Here is a 16709-nt window from a genome sequence, read left to right as displayed (position 1 = left end):
GGGATCGATGCTGTTCATGTTTGGTATGGAATCTATACTCGAGTTTGTTGTATGATGACTGATAACTATACCATCGAGGAGACCTTCATGCAGCCAACATCCCCTATTGAACAACACGCGACCAACGCACCGACCATCACCGCCATGCGCGTGGTGCCGGTCGCCGGGCGCGACAGCATGCTGCTCAACCTCAGCGGCGCGCATGGCCCGTATTTCACGCGCAACATCGTGATTCTGACTGATAGTGCGGGCAATACCGGCGTCGGCGAAGTCCCCGGTGGCGAGCCGATCCGGCAAACGCTGGAGGACGCGCGCGAACTGGTGCTCGGCCAGTCGCTTGGCAATTACCAACGCGTGATGAACCAGGTCCGCACCACCTTCCGCGAGCGCGACGCCGGCGGGCGCGGCCTGCAGACCTTCGACCTGCGCGTCACCATCCACGCCGTCACCGCCATCGAATCGGCGCTGCTCGACCTGCTGGGTAAATTCCTCGGCGTGCCGGTCTGCGCCCTGCTGGGCGAGGGGCAGCAGCGCGAGCAGGTCGAGATGCTCGGCTACCTGTTCTATGTGGGTGACCGCGCGGCCACCGACCTCGACTACGACAGCGACCCGGACAACCCCGACGCGTGGTTGCGCCTGCGCCACGAAAAGGCGATGACGCCGGAATCGATCGTGCGCCTGGCCGAAGCGGCGTATCAGCGCTACGGCTTCAAGGATTTCAAACTGAAGGGCGGCGTACTGCGCGGCGACGAAGAGATCGACGCCGTGACGGCACTGGCCGAGCGCTTTCCCGACGCCCGTGTCACGCTCGACCCAAACGGAGCCTGGTCTTTGACCGAAGCGATTCGCCTGTGCCGCGACCAGGGTCACGTGCTGGCCTATGCGGAAGATCCCTGCGGCGCCGAGAATGGCTACAGCGGCCGCGAGGTGATGGCCGAGTTCCGCCGCGCCACCGGGCTGCCGACGGCCACCAATATGATCGCCACCGACTGGCGCGAAATGGGCCATGCGATCCAGCTGCATTCGGTCGACATCCCGCTGGCCGACCCGCACTTCTGGACCATGCAGGGCTCCGTGCGGGTGGCGCAGATGTGCCACGAATGGGGCCTCACCTGGGGCTCCCATTCGAACAACCACTTCGATATTTCGCTGGCCATGTTTACCCAGGTGGGCGCCGCCGCACCGGGCAAGATCACGGCGCTCGACACCCACTGGATCTGGCAGGACGGCCAGCGCCTGACCAAAGAGCCGTTGCAGATCGTGGACGGGAAGATTGCCGTGCCCGCGAAACCGGGTCTGGGCGTCGACATCGACCTGGATGCACTGGAAGCGGCGCACCAGCTCTACCTGGCCAAGGGCCTGGGCGTGCGCAACGACGCCATCGCGATGCAGTACTTTTTCCCGGGCTGGAAGTTCGATAACAAGCGCCCGAGTTTCGATCGTTGATCGTGCCTGGTGCGTGCGCCAGAAGCCAAATGACGAGATTGGCGCTGTGCTGCCGGCTGACGCATAATTGCACTTAACAAAATCAGCAGGAGAAGCAGATGACCGATCCGCGCGCGCTGTTGCGCCAGATGTTCGATGCGGCAGTGGAAGCGGCGCAATCTTCGCATTGCCTGCCGCCACACTTGCCGGCGCCGCCGCGTGGCCGGACCATCGTCATCGGTGCCGGCAAGGCGTCGGCGGAAATGGCACGCGTCCTCGAGCAGCACTGGCCGGGCGAACTGGCAGGCCTGGTGGTCACGCGCTACGGATATGCGGTGCCGTGCGAACGGATCACCATCATGGAGGCGTCGCATCCGGTGCCGGACGACGCCAGTGTGCTGGCCGCGCAGCGCATTTTGGAGCTGGTGTCTGGCCTGACGCAAGATGATCTTGTGATCTGCCTGATTTCCGGCGGCGGTTCCTCGCTGATGGTGTTGCCGGCTGACGGCTTGAGCCTGCAGGACAAGCAGGAAATCAACCGCGCGCTGCTCAAAAGCGGCGCGACGATCGGCGAGATGAACTGCGTGCGCCGGCATCTCTCCGCCATCAAGGGTGGGCGCCTGGCCGCGGCCTGCCATCCGGCGCGCGTGGTGACCCTGCTCATTTCAGACGTGCCGGGGGACGATCCGGCCGACATTGCCAGCGGTCCGACCAGCGCCGACCGCAGCACGTGCCTGGACGCGCTGGCGATACTGCAGCGCTACCAGATCGCGCTACCAGGCGCCGTGCGCGCCTTGCTGGAAAGCGGACAGGGTGAGTCGGTCAAGCCGGGCGATGGGCGCCTGGCCGGTATCGAAACGCGCATGATTGCGACGCCCCTGCGCTCGCTGGAAGCTGCCGCCGAGGTGGCGCGTGGCGCCGGCGTGCCGGTGCATATTCTGGGCGACAGCATCGAAGGCGAAGCGCGCGACGTCGGTATTGTCATGGCCGGTATCGCCCGCAACGTGGCGCTGCACGGCCAGCCGTTTATCACGCCGTGCATACTGCTGTCGGGTGGCGAAACCACCGTCACCGTGCGCGGCGATGGGCGCGGCGGGCGCAACGTGGAATTTCTGTTGTCGCTGGCGGTGGCCCTGAACGGCCAGGCCGGTACGTATGCGATTGCGTGCGATACCGACGGCGTCGACGGGCAGGAAGAGATTGCGGGCGCCATCATGTCGCCCGACACGCTTGCGCGCGCGTGGGCGCTGGGGATCAAGCCGCGTGCCAGTTTGTCGAACAACGACGGGCACGGTTTTTTTCAGACGCTGGGTGACTCGGTGGTGTGCGGGCCGACCCTGACGAATGTGAACGATTTCAGGGCGATCTACATTTCGGGCGACCTGCATTTGTCGCATCCTTGGCGCGCCGATTGATTATTTTTTGCTTGAGCCTGACCCAAGGTGAGGCTTTAGAGTGCCTTGCATGACAGTTTCCTTGAAAGGATCACACATGCAAAGCCATCAATCCGCCCAATCGGCCAGCGATCATCCAGACGTGGTGGACGGCGTCGCCATCGCACAGCGCGCCGACCTGTTCGCCAGCTACCTGTCGCCAAGCGAATTATTCGAGGTCCGTCAGCGCATGCTGGACCATGCCGGCGACTGGACAGTGCTGATCGGGCAGGCCACGCAGCAGATGAGCGCCGGCGCGGCGCCGCATGACGCTGCAGTGCAGGACTTGGCGCTTCGCTGGGCCGCGCTGTTTCGCGCCACCTACGCCGGCGATGACGCCGCGCTGGACGGAAAAGTCCGCAGTGCGTTCGCGCGCGAACCCGGATTGTCGGCAAATATCGATATGGGATTAACGGTCTTCATGCAGCGCGCCTTGATGCATCTGCACCGGCCGCCCGCCAACCAGGATGCAATCCGCGACGACAGCCCGAAACCGAGCGCGCGCATGACCGCCACGCTGCGCGCCGCGCACCAGTTGCTCGACATCCCGCGCATTCTGGATGACCCGCTGGCATTGACGATCCTGGGGCCGACACAGGAGGCCGAGATGCGTGCCGACCCCGGTCGTTACAGCAACCCGGTTTCCAACGTGATGCGTGCCACGATGGCGGTGCGCAGCCGGCTCGCTGAGGACAGCTGGTTACAAGCGCAGCGTGAAGGCGTGCGCCAGTACGTCATCCTGGGCGCCGGCCTCGATACGTTCGCCTACCGCACCGGCGCGCATCCCGATGCCGATCTGTTCGAGGTCGACCTGCCAGCCATGCAGCGTTGGAAACGCGCGTGCCTGAGGACGGCGGGCATCGCCGAACCAGCCAGGCTGCGCTATGTTGCGATTGATTTCGCGGAAACCACGTTGGAGCAAGGGTTGCTTGCATCTGGCTTGAATGCGGATCTGCCGGTCACTTTTTGCTGGCTGGGCGTGAGCATGTACCTGACGACGCAGGTCGTTCTGCATACCCTGCGTTATATCGCCTCCTGCGCACCGGGCAGCGGCATCGTGTTTGACTACCTGATGCAACCTGAGCGGCTCACACTGAGCGAACGCACCGGCCTGGAGATGATGGCGGCGGGCTTGGCAGCGCAGGGCGAACCCCTCCAAAGCTATTTCGATCCCGAGATCTTTGAACACCTCTTGCGCCAGTTCGGCTTCCGCCAAATTGCGCATTTCTCACCGCAGTCGCTGAGCGAACGCTATTTAACCGGCCGCAGCGACGGCCTGCGTTTAAGCGATGTGTTCCGCATGATCCGGGCAACCGTATGAAGCCGCTTAACCCGAACAGCGCCATGTAAAAAGCGCCAGCCAGATTGCTCTGGTTGGCGCTTTTTTATCGCACCTTCGATTCGTGGTCACACTACACGAAGGTGGTATGTGTCCCCGCCTGCGCGGGGAGCGGGATTAGAACGAGTGACGCACGCCCAGATTGAAGGCTTTGTCGCCGCTACCTGTTTCGGTGTTATTCGCCACCGTGTAGCCAGCGCCGTTCTTGTTGTTGATCGAACCGTACGCGCCGTACAGGTTGGTACGCTTCGACAGTGGGTACAGGTAACCCAGGCCCCAACCGGTTGCATCCTGGTTCAGGTTGCCCTTGTCGTTCTTGTGCTGTACCGAAGCGAGCAGGGTGCCGGACATGACTGGTGCCGACAGGCCGAACAGGAATTCATTGCCGTCCAGCGAAGCGACTGCAGTGCGACCGTAGGCGGTTGCGTTGCCCAGTGGGGCGCTGCTGGTGCCTTTGTCGAAACCAGCCGACACGTAAGCGCGCAACACGCCGAAATCGTAGTTCGCAACGATCAGGGTGTTGTGGGCGATGTTGCGGCTGATGGCGGCGGTGGTGCCGACGGCGACGACATCCGTGTTCTTGTTGTTGTACACAACGCGCACATTCAATGGACCGTTGGCATAGCCGACCGAACCGCCGAACTGGCGACCGGCGTCGTTGTTGCCAGCCTGCTCGCCGAACGCGTAAGCCACGTCAGCCGAGAAGCCCGAAATGGTTGGCGAGGTGTACAGCACGGTGTTGCTGGTACGAACGTTGGTGCCCGAATCCGGGAACAGGTTCTTCGAACCGCCAGCGTAACCCGTACCGAACGGATCGCCGACTTGCGCCAGCGCGTTGTGGTATGGCGTGTACTGGCGACCCAGCGTCACGGTGCCGTTGACGGTTTTCAGGCCGACGAATGCCTGGCGATTGAACAGCGTGTTGGTCGCGTCCAGTTCGCCGGTGTCGATCTTCACGCCCGATTCCAGGGTGAAGATGGCCGACGTGCCGCCGCCCAGATCTTCCGAACCTTTGAAGCCAAGGCGGGAAGCCGATGCGGCGCCGCTGGTGATTTTGTTATTCGTGGTTGCGCCACCGCGTTCAGCGACAAAACCGGCATCGACGATACCGTAGATGGTGACCGACGACGATTGGGCGGCAGCGATGCCGGTGGTGCCAAGCAAGATGGCGGTAAGGATGATGTTCTTATTCAATTGGTGCTCCGTTATAGTTGTCCAAGGGTAATGGCCGCAGTTTAACCGATCAACTAGGATTGGCCTAATTCCCCGTTGCGTAGTCTCCACAATTTGAGTGGGTTGTCGTCTTGTAATGCAGGCGGCAACAGCCACGCCGGGAAGTCCTGGTAGCTGACCGGGCGCAGGAAACGGTCGATGGCAGCGGCGCCCACCGAGGTGCTGCGGCTGTCGGACGTGGCCGGGAACGGGCCGCCATGCACCATCGCATGCGACACCTCGACGCCGGTCGGGAAACCGTTCACCAGCACGCGCCCGGCCTTGCGCTCGAGGGCTGGCAACAGGGCTCGCGCCAGCGCCTTGTCGGCTTCGACCAGGAACAGGCTGGCGGTCAGCTGGCCGTCGACGTGTTCGGCAAGCTGGTAGAACTGGCTGATGTCGTCGCAGCGCACGATCAGTGCGGCGGCGCCGAAGATCTCGTCTTCCAGTGTCGGGTTGGCGATGAAATTGGCCGCGCCGGTGACGAACAGGGCAGCCTGGCCGGCGTGCACGGTGCTGCCCGCCTGGCCGCGCGCAACTGGCGAAACACCTGGCTCGGCCGCCAGCCTGGCCACGCCTTCATTGAACGCGGCGTGAATCGCGGGCGTCAGCATGGTGCTGCCGACCTTCTCGTGCAATGCTGTCGAGGCCGCTTCAATAAAGCTGTCCAGCGCCGGGCCAGCCAGGGCAATCACCAGGCCCGGGTTGGTGCAGAACTGGCCGGCGCCGAGGGTGAGCGAATCGACGAAGCCGGCGCCGATCTTGGCGGCGCCCTGTTCTAGTGCCGCCGGCAACAGGAACATCGGGTTCACGCTGCTCATTTCGGCGTACACCGGAATCGGTTCCTCGCGCTGCGCAGCCGCGCGCACCAGTGCCAGTCCGCCCTGGCGCGAGCCGGTGAAGCCAACAGCCTTGATGGCCGGATTGCTCACCAGCGCCTGGCCGATGGTGCGGCCATCCCCATGCAACATCGAAAACACGCCTTCCGGCAAGCCGCATGCGGCCACGGCGGCCTGGATTGCACGGCCGACCAGCTCGGACGTGCCCGGATGGGCGCCGTGGGCCTTGACCACCACCGGGCAGCCGGCCGCCAGCGCCGACGCGGTATCGCCGCCAGCCACCGAGTAAGCCAGCGGGAAATTACTCGCGCCAAACACGGCGACCGGGCCCAGGGCGATCTTGCGCAGGCGCAGGTCGGGGCGGGCCGGTACCCGTTCCGGCAGCGCGGCATCGAGCGCGGCGCCGAGGAAGTGACCATCACGCACGACTTTGGCAAACAGCCGCAACTGGTTCACAGTTCGGCCGCGCTCGCCTTCGAGGCGGGCCTGCGGCAAACCGGATTCGAGCATGGCGCGCTCGATCAGGGCCGGGCCGATATCGACGATGTTCTGGGCGATCTGTTCGAGGAAGGCGGCGCGCGCTTCCGGGGCCGTGGCGCGATAGGTGTCGAAGGCCTGGCTGGCCAGGGTGCAGGCACGGGCGACGTCGGCCACGGTTGCGGTGCTAAATGCCGGGTCGATCTGTGCGCCGGTGGCCGGGTTGACGGCGCGCAGCGGCGCCGCACTGCCGGCGCTGCTGGCAGCGCCAATGAGCAGCTGGCCGTTCAGGGCAGGGGGCATGGGGATCTCCTTTATTGCGGGCCGAGCGATTTGATCAGTGCATCGAGCTGTTCGCATTCTTGCATATTCAGGTCGATCAGCGGCGTGCGCACCGGACCGGCCGTGTGGCCGACCAGCGTGGCGCCGGCTTTCACGATACTGACGGCATAGCCCGCCTTTTTGTTGCGGATGTCCAGGTAAGGCAGGAAGAAGCTGTCGATCAGGCGTTCGGTGGTGGCGAAGTCGTCGGTCCGCACGGCTTCATAGAATTCGATGGCAGTTTTCGGAATGAAGTTGAACACGGCCGACGAATACACCGGCACGCCCAGCGCCTTGTAAGCGCAAGCATACACTTCTGCGGTCGGCAGGCCGCCCAGATAGGTAAAACGGTCGCCCAGTTTGCGGCGGATGGTGACCATGGTTTCGATCTCGCCCACGCCGTCTTTAAAACCGATCAGGTTGGGGCAACGGTCGGCCAGTTCGAGCAGGGAGGCGGCGTTCAGTTTGCAGACGTTGCGGTTGTAGATGACCACGCCGAATTTGACGGAGGCGCACACGGCAGCGACGTGCTCGACCAGGCCGTCCTGGCTCGCTTCCGTGAGGTAGTGCGGCATCAACAGGATGCCGTGGGCGCCGAGGCGTTCGGCTTCCTGGGCATACTTGATGGCCATGCGGGTCGGGCCACCGGCGCCGGCCAGGATCGGCACCTTGCCGCGGCAGGTTTCCACGGCCACTTTGACCACTTGCGTGTAGTCCTCGGGCGTGAGCGAAAAGAATTCACCGGTGCCGCCGGCGACGAACAGGGCCGTGGCGCCATACGGGGCCAGCCATTCGAGGCGGTCGGCGTAGGTGCTGGCGACGAAATCGCCCTGGGCGTCGAAGTCGGTGATCGGGAAGGAAAGCAGGCCGGACGACAGGATTTGTTTGAGGTCTTGTGGGGTAAACATGTTGATGTCTCCAATCATGGTTGAGCGAGTGAGGTGGTTCAGGGCGGCCGGCGAGCGAACGCGGTATGTTATCAGACATCGTACAACATATAAAATCAGAGGACAAGCGGCGCAATGTAAAAAACGGCTTGGCGCGGCGCGTGGTGTGGCGCGCTTGAAAAAAGCGTCAGGGCCGCGCCGCGATCAGGCCGCGCCGCGATCAGGCCGCGCCGCGATCAGGCCGCGCCGCGATCAGGCCACGCCGCCCTCGCGCTGCTCCTGCGCCTTGCGCAAGCGCTCCTTGCTGTTACTTAAATGAATCCGCATCGCCGCCCGCGCCGATTGCGCGTCCTGGCGCGCGCTCGCATTGAAGATATCTTCGATCGGCGCCATCACGCAGGGCGGCTGGATTGACGCGCCCGGCCCCGAGATTGCGCAGCGTACCCTGCGCCCGCACGCGCAAGGCTGTGCTACTGTCGAAGCTTGACACCTTCGACGGAAGCCGGCGCCATGATGACGACCAAGGACAACTTGTTGCACGGCAGTTGCCTGTGCGGCGGCATCGTGTTCCATGCTGCCTTGCCGGCGCTCGGTGCCAGCCACTGTTATTGCACCATGTGCCAGAAATTCCACGGCGCCGCGGCCGGTTCCTACGTCAATGTCGCAAGCAGCGGCTACGTGGTCGAACAGGGCGCCGACCTGATTGTCGACTACGCGTCGTCAGGGCAGGCGCGGCGCGGGTTTTGCCGGACCTGCGGTTCGTCCCTGTACTGGCGCAGCCCCGCGACGCCGGAGGTGATTGCCCTGTCGCTCGGCGCCTTGCAGCCGGCCTGGACCGGCGCCGTCACGCGCGAACTGTACGTTGAGAGCAAGCCGACCTGGCTGCCGCGGCGCTAGCGCCATGCCGCTGTTCGATCTTCCTTCCGATGTGCTGCGCGGCGCCTGCCTGTGCGGCGCCGTTGCCTACCGCGCCAAGGGCCCGCTGTTTTGCACCAGCCACTGTTACTGCAGCCAGTGCCAGCGCCAGCACGGCATCGCCGGTTCCTACGGCAATGTTCATGCCGCCGGCTTTTGCCTCGAACTGGGCGCCGGCCTGATCACGGAATTTGCCAAGTCCAGCGCGGGTCGCTGCGGCTTTTGCAGCGTGTGCGGCTCGATGCTGTACTGGCGTGGGGCAGCAACGCCGGAACGCGTCGCCGTCGCGCTGGGTACGCTGCAGCCAGCCTGGACTGGCAGCGTCGAGCACGAATTGTTTGCGCAGCAAAAGCCGGCCTGGCTGCCGCCCGGCTGAGGCAAGCTACGGCGCTGGCGCGCAGACGAACGGCGAGTTAACAGATTCGATGCGACAATCCGTTTCATTCTGTTATCTTTATTGAAAGTATGTATCCGATGCCCACGCCCACGCCGCCCCGCGGTTCCCTGCTGTTCCTGTTGCCCATTGCCCTGATCGTCGCAGCGATTGCCGCGCTGTTCGCCTTTACCGGCGGCTGGTTTGGCCAGCACGGGCTGACGCCACAAAAGATGATGGATACGGCCGAATCGTCCGGCAAGCCGCAACCGGGCTTTCGCCGCGCGCACAGCCGCGGCATCTGTTTTGCGGGTACCTTCGCGCCCACGCCCGCAGCGGCCGCGCTGTCCACCGCGCGCGCGTTCGCGCAACCCTCGATTGCGATCGTGGGCCGCTTTTCCACGCCGGGCAACAACCCGTATGCGCCGGACAACACCGCGCCGGTGCGCGGCATGGCCGTGCAATTCAAAACCGACGATGGCCAGGACTGGCGCATCGCGATGAACAGCTTTCCGTTCTTTGCGACCGCGACACCGGAAGCCTTTCAGGCCATGAATCTGGCCGGGCGCCCCGACCCGGCCACCGGCAAGCCCGATCCGGCCAGGATGCAAGCGGTGCTGGCCAGCAATCCGGAAATTCTCGCCTTCCAGCAATGGGCCAAAACGTCGCCCAAGTCCGACAGCCTCGCCAACACCCGCTACAACGGCGTCAACGCCTTCCGCCTGGTTGATGCCAAGGGCGTCGAACGCGCGGTGCGCTGGTCGATGCGCCCGCGCGCCCCGTTCACATCGATGACGCCCGAACAACTGAAAATGGCCGAGCCCACTTTTCTGGCCACCGACCTCGATCGGCGCCTGGCCGCCGGCCCCCTGGTCTGGGACATGGTCATGCAATTCGCCGCGCCCGGCGACGCCATCGACAATCCCTCGATCGCCTGGCCCGACAGCCGCCCGGAAACAACGATTGGGACACTCACCATGGTGCGCGCCGAAGCCCAGGAAACCGGCCCATGCCGCGACCTGAACTTCGATCCTTTGATGCTGCCGACAGGCATCAAGAGCACCAATGATCCAGTCCTGCACGCCCGCTCGGCAGCGTATTCTGTCTCCTTCAATCGCCGCGAACGCGAAATCAGCGCCGGCAAAGCACCTGCCGTCGGGAGTCCAAAATGAGCGATCCACGCCACTTCAATCCGCTGGCCCGCCTGCTGCACTGGTCGATGGCGGCCGCCATCTTCGCCATGCTGTTCATTGGCGCTGGCATGGTTATTTCCCTGCAACATCGCGAGCAACTGCTCGACCTGCACCGCCCGCTCGGCATCGCGATCTTGCTGCTGGCCATCGTGCGCCTGGTCAATCGCCTGCGCAACCGGCCGCCGGCGCTGCCGGCCGACCTGCCGCGCCTGCAAGTGTGGGCCGCGACGGCCTCGCACTGGATGTTATATGGCCTGATGCTGGCAATGCCGGTGATCGGCTGGGCGATGTTGTCGGCCGGCGGCTATCCAATTCCAATGTTCGCGGGCGTGCACCTGCCCGCCATTTTGCCGCACAGCCCGGTGATCTACGGCTTTCTGCGTCCGCTCCATGGCGTGCTGGCTTACCTGCTGTTCCTGACGATTCTGGCACACCTCGGTGCTGCGCTGTACCACGCCTGGGTGCGTCGCGACGGCGTGTTCGGCCAGATGGCCAAGGGTGGGGCGGCAACGAAATAAACCGCGCCGCGGTTTGGTGGTATGGTGGGTCTTCACGGCTGGCCGGTGTCGATCGGCATCTGCCAGCCGCGGCACGATCAACCAGGGTTTCCATCATCAGGAGTACTGCATGACGACATACTTATTTGCTTCGATCTGGCTCATTTCCGGCGTTGTGTGCCTGGCCATCGCCAAGCGTCGCCACGTCCGCACGTCGACCCGTTCAACCATGTTGCTGTCCCTGCTGGGTCCATTCGCCATCCCGCTGGTGCTGGCCGCGAAGCCGGACTACGCGCCGCCAGCGCGCCAGCGCTGAACCGACGCATATTAGCGGCACATCAAGCGCCGCAATCGTCGCCGGAATCTCCTGCAAGAAGATGGGTCGAACCGAGATTGTTCCTGGCGTCGCCAGGCCGATCCGTTTAAGCGTCCATTCTTCCAGGGAACCATCATGCTTTCCATAACGCTGTTCATGCGCCGCGTCGCGGTTTGCATGCTGTTTTGCGGCGCCGCTGGCGCCCAGGACATTGCCAGTAAATATGCCGAGGCGAATGGCGTGCGCCTGCACTACCTCGTGGCCGGCAAGGGCGCGCCCGTCATCCTCTTGCATGGCTACGCGGAAACGTCGCACATGTGGCGCCCCTTGATCAAGCAACTGGCCAAAACCAACCTGGTGATCGCGCCCGATCTGCGCGGGGCCGGCGCCTCCGATGCACCCGAAACCGGCTACGCCAAGGCCGACATGGCCAGGGATATTCACGCGCTGGCAGGCGCGTTGAAACTCGGGCCGGCGGCAGTGGCGGGCCACGACATCGGCCTGATGGTGGCGTATGCCTATGCGGCCCAGTTTCCGGCGGACGTCAGGCGCATCGCACTGATGGATGCGTTCTTGCCCGGCGTGGGCGACTGGACCCACGTCTGGCTGCTGCGCGACCTGTGGCACTTCCACTTTTACGGACCGACCCCGCTGGCGCTGGTGAGCGGCCGCGAGCGCATATATTTAGAACATTTCTGGAACGATTTCGCCGCCGACAAGACGCGTTCGCTGTCCGAAGCGGACCGCCGCTTCTACGCAAAAGCGTATGCCAGGCCGGGCCACATGAAAGCCGGCATGGAATATTTCCGCAACTTCGAGCAGGACGCGCAACAGTTCGCGCTCTTTGCCAGCACGCCATTGCCGATGCCGATGCTGGTGCTGTCCGGCGAAAAGGCGGGCGGCGAATTCCTCATCACCCAGGGCCGGCTGGTGGCCACCAGCGTCGAAGGCGTGGTGGTCAAAGGTTCCGGGCATTGGCTGATGGAGGAGGCGCCCGGGATCGTCATCCCGAAACTGGTCGACTTCCTGACGCAATGAGCCGTCAGCAGTTAGAATTCCTGCTCCTCCCGTTTATCCTTGGCGCCATGTCCTCAGCCGCAAGATCCGCCACGCCGCCATCGCATCTCCCGGAACGCGGCCGCGGCCGGCCGCCGGTCGAGAGCCGCGCCACCCGCCTGGCGATGCTGTACGACGGCGCGTATGCCTTGCTGCATGCTGGCGACTATGGCGCGTTCACGATCGAAGCGGTCGCCCGCAGCGCCGGGATGGCCCGCAAGACCGTGTACACCCTGGTCGCCAGCAAGGAAGAGCTGATGCATGGCCTGATCCAGCGCGAGGGCGCGAAGCTCGATGCCTTGCTGCACGGCGATGTGGCCACCGAGGAGGGCGTGCTGGGCGAGCTGCGCGCCTACCTGACGATGTGGGCGCGCCTGGCGCTGGGGCCGGTGGGGCTGGGAATCTACCTGATGGCGGTCGCCCATCGCGAAACCTCCCCGGCGATTGCGCGCAGCTATGACGGGCTGGGAATGTCGCATGCCGTGGGCGTGCTGCGCGCCTGGCTGGCCAAGCCGGCCGTGGGCCGGGTGTTTGCCATCGACGACACGGAGGCTGCCCTTAAACTGGTATCGGCCGTGCTCATTGCCCAGCCGCTGCGCGGTGCGGCGCTCGGTGTTGCGCCAGTGCTGGACGACGAAGCGATCGACGCCATCGTGGCCGCGACCCTGGATATATTCGTGCGCTGTTATGCGCTGCCAGGCAAGGGCGTGGCGTCGAACGCCAGGCCGCTGGGCAGATCCGCGCCGTAGTACAGCTGGCCGCGCATGATGTTCTCGCATCCTTTTTCACAGGCCAGGGTAATCGTGACGACCAGGCGGTCGCCGGCCAGGAAGGTGGTCGGCGCCGTGACCAGCGCGAAGCGCACCGGAAGCTTGCCGCTGCAGGGGCCGGGCGCGGCGCGGCAATAGCTGGTAATGCAGGGTAAGGGCTGATCGCCTTCGCCGTAGCGTTGCCGGCCTGGCGCCTCACGCTTGCCCAGCGTGACCGTGAAGTGGCCACGTGCGACGCTCTCGGCATCCATCCAGCAGCGCAAGGCAAGCTTGTCGCCGACTGCCATGTCGCGCTCGAAGGTATAGCGCAGGGAGAACGCACCTTGTGGGTCGCTGGCCAGGCTGGCATGCCCGGGCGGCGCCTGCGCGCTTAGCGCAGCGCCTTTGCCGATATAGGACTGGACTGCTGGTGCCGCGTCGAGACAAGTAGAAAGAGAAGGCATTGTTGTCGCGCAGTTAATTAAAAGACTCAATAGTATTCTAATTGTCGCGAACCTGGCGCATCCTTGCGCGCCTTGAAATTCGCGCCAGCGGCCTGCATATGGCAATTATGGCTGGAAAGCGCGCAGTGGCGCCGACCTGTTTTATTTTGCAAGATAGAGAGGACGCGAATGAGTACAGAAAAAGCAATCCTGGCTGGCGGCTGTTTTTGGGGCATGCAGGATCTGATCCGCAAACTGCCGGGCGTGCAGTCGACCCGCGTGGGTTATTCGGGCGGCGACGTGCAAAACGCCACGTACCGCAACCACGGCACCCACGCTGAAGCGATCGAAATCAATTTCGATCCGGACACCATGTCGTTCCGTAAACTGCTCGAATTCTTCTTCCAGGTGCATGACCCGTCGACGCCTGACCGCCAGGGCAACGATCGCGGCACCGGTTACCGCTCGGGCATCTATTACACCAGCGATGCGCAGAAGGCGGTGGCGCTCGACACCATCGCCGATGTCGACGCATCGGGCCTGTGGCCGGCAAAAGTCGTCACCGAAGTCAAGCCTGCCGGCGACTTCTGGGAAGCAGAGCCCGAGCACCAGGATTACCTGGAAAAGCATCCAAATGGCTACACCTGCCATTTCGTGCGCAAGGATTGGGTGTTGCCCAAGCGCAGCGATAAGGCGGCATAACTGCCCACGAAAGCCCTGCAAGTCAGGGCTTTTTTCATGGCCGGACAACATTATTGCCACTGAGCATAATCTGCCCTTGACGACCAGGTCCGGCCTGCGGTCTACTCGCGGCTTCTGCCGATCTTCTTTCCACCATGACCCTTGACCCCGCATTCGACCTGCTCAACAGAATTCCGCGCGAGCTGATCCTGCCGCCCGCGAACCTGTTCCTGCTGATCGTGCTGGGCCTGTTGCTCTGGACGCACTGGCCGCGCTTCGGGCGCGCGCTCGCCGGAACCGGGTTCGCCGTGCTGTGTATCCTGTCCAGCAACGCGGGCGCCAGTTTTTTCGTGACGCCACTCGAAGACATGACGGCGCCGTTGCCGGCGCCCGCACGCGCCGGCGCACAGGCCATCGTGGTGCTGGCAGCCGGGCAGCTGGAAAATGCACCCGAGTACGGCAACCGCGCGATTCCCGACGTCACCGCGCTGGCACGCCTGCGTTATGGTGCGCACCTGTACCGGCTGACCGGATTGCCGGTCCTGGTCAGCGGTGGCAATGGCGCCAGCAATGTCGATCCGGACCCGGCCAAACGCGAATATGCCAAGGCCGACGCCATGGCAGTGGCGCTGCAACAAGACTTTGGCGTGCCGGTGCGCTGGATCGAGCCAGGCTCGCGCGATACCGCCGAAAACGCCGCCTTCAGTGTCAGGATGCTGCGTGCCGATGGCATCAAGCGCATCCTGCTCGTGACCGACGCGATGCACATGCCGCGCGCCCGCGTCGCGTTCCAGCGCGCCGGCATCGAGGTGGTCGAGGCGCCGACGATGTTTTTCCGCGACCAGGCGAAGGGCCTCAGCGCGTGGGTGCCCAGTGCCGAGGGCATGCGCCGGTCCTGGTATGCAGTCTATGAGCTGATCGGCATCGCCTGGTACAACGCGCGCGCCGGCAGCACGGCCGCGGCCAGCGCCGGGCGCGCGCCGTCGGCAAGTCGTGCAGCGAAGGTTTGATATGGCGATGAGCGGCATCGCCGGCAAAGAGCCGGCGGACGCGGTAAGATTGTTGCCTTTCCTACAGGAGTCCCACCCCATGACGACGTCCAGCTACCCCGACACCCGCCTGCTCATTGCCAACGAATGGGTTGACGCCCTCGGCGGCAAAACCATCCCCGTGCTTAACCCCGCCACCGGCCAGACGATCGGCAGCGTGGCCCACGCCAGCATCGCCGACCTGGACCGCGCGCTTGCGGCCGCCCAGACCGGCTTCGAGACGTGGCGGGCGCTGCCTGCGGTGGAGCGCGGCGCCATCATGCGCCGCGCGGCGACGCTGCTGCGCGAGCGCGCCGCCGACATCGCGCGCCTGTTGACGCAGGAGGAGGGCAAGCCGCTGGCCGAAGCGAAGGGCGAAGTGCTGGCCGGTGCGGAAATCATCGACTGGTTCGCCGCCGAAGGCATGCGCGTGTACGGCCGCATCGTCCCGTCGCGCAATCCGGCCGCACAGCAACTGGTGCTGAAGGAGCCGGTCGGCCCGGTCGCGGCTTTTACGCCGTGGAACTTCCCGATCAACCAGATCGTGCGCAAGCTGTCTGCGGCGCTGGCCACCGGTTGCTCCTTCCTGGTCAAGGCGCCGGAAGAAACGCCGGCCTCGCCCGCGGCGCTGCTGCAGTGTTTCGTCGACGCGGGCCTGCCGCCCGGCGTGCTGGGTCTGGTGTTTGGCGACCCGCACGAAATTTCCAGTTACCTGATTCCGCACCCGATCATCCGCAAGGTGACCTTCACCGGCTCCACCCCGGTCGGCAAGCAGCTGGCGGCGCTAGCCGGCTTGCACATGAAGCGCGTGACGATGGAACTCGGCGGCCATGCCCCGGTGATCATCGCCGAAGACGCGGACGTTGCGCTGGCCGTGAAAGCCGCCGGCGGCGCCAAGTTCCGCAATGCCGGCCAGGTGTGCATCTCGCCGACCCGTTTTCTCGTCCACAATGCCGTCAAGGAAGAATTTACGCGCGCGCTGGTGCAGCATGCCGAGAGCCTGAAACTGGGCGATGGCCTGCTCGAAGGTACCACGCTGGGTCCGCTGGCCAACGCGCGCCGTCTGAGCGCCATGGCGAAAGTGGTCGAGGATGCGCAGGCCAAAGGTGCGACGCTTGCCACCGGTGGCGTGCGCGTCGGCGACAGTGGCAATTTCTTTGCGCCGACGGTGTTTTCCGATGTCCCGCTCGACGCCAGTATTTTCAACGATGAGCCGTTCGGCCCGATCGCCGGCATTCGCGGCTTCGACAAACTGGAAGATGCCATTGCCGAAGCGAATCGCCTGCCGTATGGCCTGGCCGGCTACGCGTTTACCCGTTCGATCAAGAACGCCCAACTGCTGATGAACCGCATGGAAGTGGGCATGGTATGGATCAACCAACCCGCCGCGCCAAGCGCCGAGATGCCGTTCGGCGGCATCAAGGATTCGGGCTACGGCACCGAAGGCGGCCCGGAGGCGCTGGAGTCGTACTTGAATACAAAGTCGGTGTCGATCGTGGGTGTGTAATGGCCGCACGACGGTAAC

At 64.4% G+C, this 16709-nt stretch carries 17 protein-coding genes and 1 pseudogene; 13 read left to right on the top strand and 5 right to left on the bottom strand.

The window, feature by feature from the left end; genetic code table 11:
- Positions 1–87: 87 nt before the first annotated feature.
- From gudD to V6M87_RS10135, 3 genes are all read left to right on the top strand, one after another.
- Positions 88–1446 carry a glucarate dehydratase gene (gudD, locus tag V6M87_RS10145; RefSeq protein ID WP_332876493.1) on the top strand — a complete coding sequence of 453 codons (1359 nt, stop codon included), beginning with the start codon at positions 88–90 and terminating at the stop codon, positions 1444–1446.
- A 98-nt stretch (positions 1447–1544) separates the two neighbouring features.
- On the top strand, positions 1545–2840 hold the full coding sequence (locus V6M87_RS10140; RefSeq protein ID WP_332876492.1) for a glycerate kinase type-2 family protein: 1296 nt from the start codon (positions 1545–1547) through the stop codon (positions 2838–2840).
- Between the two features lie 76 nt (positions 2841–2916).
- Complete coding sequence (locus tag V6M87_RS10135) at positions 2917–4179, top strand: SAM-dependent methyltransferase (RefSeq protein ID WP_332876491.1); 1263 nt, start codon at positions 2917–2919, stop codon at positions 4177–4179.
- 135 nt (positions 4180–4314) lie between these two features.
- On the opposite strand, the gene V6M87_RS10130 is transcribed toward V6M87_RS10135, so the two are convergent.
- From V6M87_RS10130 to V6M87_RS10115, 4 genes and pseudogenes are all read right to left on the bottom strand, one after another.
- The gene (locus tag V6M87_RS10130; RefSeq protein WP_332876490.1) at positions 4315–5391 is read right to left on the bottom strand and encodes a porin; all 1077 of its coding nucleotides are present in this window, start codon (positions 5389–5391) and stop codon (positions 4315–4317) included.
- 53 nt (positions 5392–5444) lie between these two features.
- Entirely contained in the window at positions 5445–7028 is a 1584-nt protein-coding gene (locus V6M87_RS10125) for an aldehyde dehydrogenase (NADP(+)) (RefSeq protein ID WP_332876489.1), read from the bottom strand.
- Positions 7029–7039: 11 nt separating this feature from the next.
- Complete coding sequence (gene kdgD / locus V6M87_RS10120) at positions 7040–7954, bottom strand: 5-dehydro-4-deoxyglucarate dehydratase (RefSeq protein WP_332876488.1); 915 nt, start codon at positions 7952–7954, stop codon at positions 7040–7042.
- A gap of 231 nt (positions 7955–8185) precedes the next feature.
- Positions 8186–8314: pseudogene (locus V6M87_RS10115) on the bottom strand (GntR family transcriptional regulator); the annotation flags it as partial.
- A 129-nt stretch (positions 8315–8443) separates the two neighbouring features.
- Between V6M87_RS10115 and V6M87_RS10110 the strand changes: the two are divergent.
- The 7 genes from V6M87_RS10110 to V6M87_RS10080 all read left to right on the top strand — a co-directional run bounded on the left by V6M87_RS10110 (position 8444) and on the right by V6M87_RS10080 (position 13032).
- Complete coding sequence (locus tag V6M87_RS10110) at positions 8444–8830, top strand: GFA family protein (protein ID WP_332876487.1); 387 nt, start codon at positions 8444–8446, stop codon at positions 8828–8830.
- 4 nt (positions 8831–8834) lie between these two features.
- Entirely contained in the window at positions 8835–9224 is a 390-nt protein-coding gene (locus V6M87_RS10105) for a GFA family protein (protein WP_332876486.1), read from the top strand.
- Positions 9225–9313: 89 nt separating this feature from the next.
- Complete coding sequence (locus tag V6M87_RS10100) at positions 9314–10393, top strand: catalase family peroxidase (protein ID WP_332876485.1); 1080 nt, start codon at positions 9314–9316, stop codon at positions 10391–10393.
- On the top strand, positions 10390–10932 hold the full coding sequence (locus V6M87_RS10095) for a cytochrome b (protein WP_332876484.1): 543 nt from the start codon (positions 10390–10392) through the stop codon (positions 10930–10932). The genes V6M87_RS10100 and V6M87_RS10095 overlap by 4 nt, the downstream gene beginning before the upstream one ends.
- Positions 10933–11041: 109 nt before the next feature.
- Positions 11042–11227, top strand: a complete 186-nt coding sequence (locus V6M87_RS10090; RefSeq protein ID WP_332876483.1) for a hypothetical protein — start codon at positions 11042–11044, stop codon at positions 11225–11227.
- Positions 11228–11362: 135 nt separating this feature from the next.
- Positions 11363–12265 (top strand): alpha/beta fold hydrolase, encoded by a 903-nt coding sequence (locus tag V6M87_RS10085; RefSeq protein ID WP_442920568.1) that lies wholly within the window; start codon positions 11363–11365, stop codon positions 12263–12265.
- A gap of 47 nt (positions 12266–12312) precedes the next feature.
- Positions 12313–13032, top strand: coding sequence for a TetR/AcrR family transcriptional regulator (locus V6M87_RS10080; RefSeq protein ID WP_332876482.1), 720 nt, complete (start codon positions 12313–12315; stop codon positions 13030–13032).
- On the opposite strand, the gene V6M87_RS10075 is transcribed toward V6M87_RS10080, so the two are convergent.
- A complete protein-coding gene (locus tag V6M87_RS10075) occupies positions 12969–13496 on the bottom strand; it encodes a hypothetical protein (RefSeq protein ID WP_332876481.1) in 528 nt (175 codons plus the stop codon). The genes V6M87_RS10080 and V6M87_RS10075 overlap by 64 nt on opposite strands.
- Before the next feature lie 168 nt (positions 13497–13664).
- Here V6M87_RS10075 and msrA point away from each other — a divergent pair, with 168 nt between their 5' ends.
- The 3 genes from msrA (at position 13665) to V6M87_RS10060 (ending at position 16691) form a co-directional block, all read left to right on the top strand.
- Positions 13665–14177: a peptide-methionine (S)-S-oxide reductase MsrA gene (msrA, locus tag V6M87_RS10070; protein WP_332876480.1), complete on the top strand. Its 513-nt coding sequence runs from the start codon at positions 13665–13667 to the stop codon at positions 14175–14177.
- 134 nt (positions 14178–14311) lie between these two features.
- Positions 14312–15166 carry a YdcF family protein gene (locus V6M87_RS10065; protein WP_332876479.1) on the top strand — a complete coding sequence of 285 codons (855 nt, stop codon included), beginning with the start codon at positions 14312–14314 and terminating at the stop codon, positions 15164–15166.
- A gap of 79 nt (positions 15167–15245) precedes the next feature.
- Positions 15246–16691 carry an NAD-dependent succinate-semialdehyde dehydrogenase gene (locus V6M87_RS10060; RefSeq protein ID WP_332876478.1) on the top strand — a complete coding sequence of 482 codons (1446 nt, stop codon included), beginning with the start codon at positions 15246–15248 and terminating at the stop codon, positions 16689–16691.
- Positions 16692–16709: the final 18 nt, after the last annotated feature.

It is taken from the genome of Massilia sp. S19_KUP03_FR1 (genome assembly GCF_036688685.1).
GTDB lineage: Bacteria > Pseudomonadota > Gammaproteobacteria > Burkholderiales > Burkholderiaceae_D > JALYUM01.
This window is presented reverse-complemented; position numbering and strand designations above follow the sequence as displayed.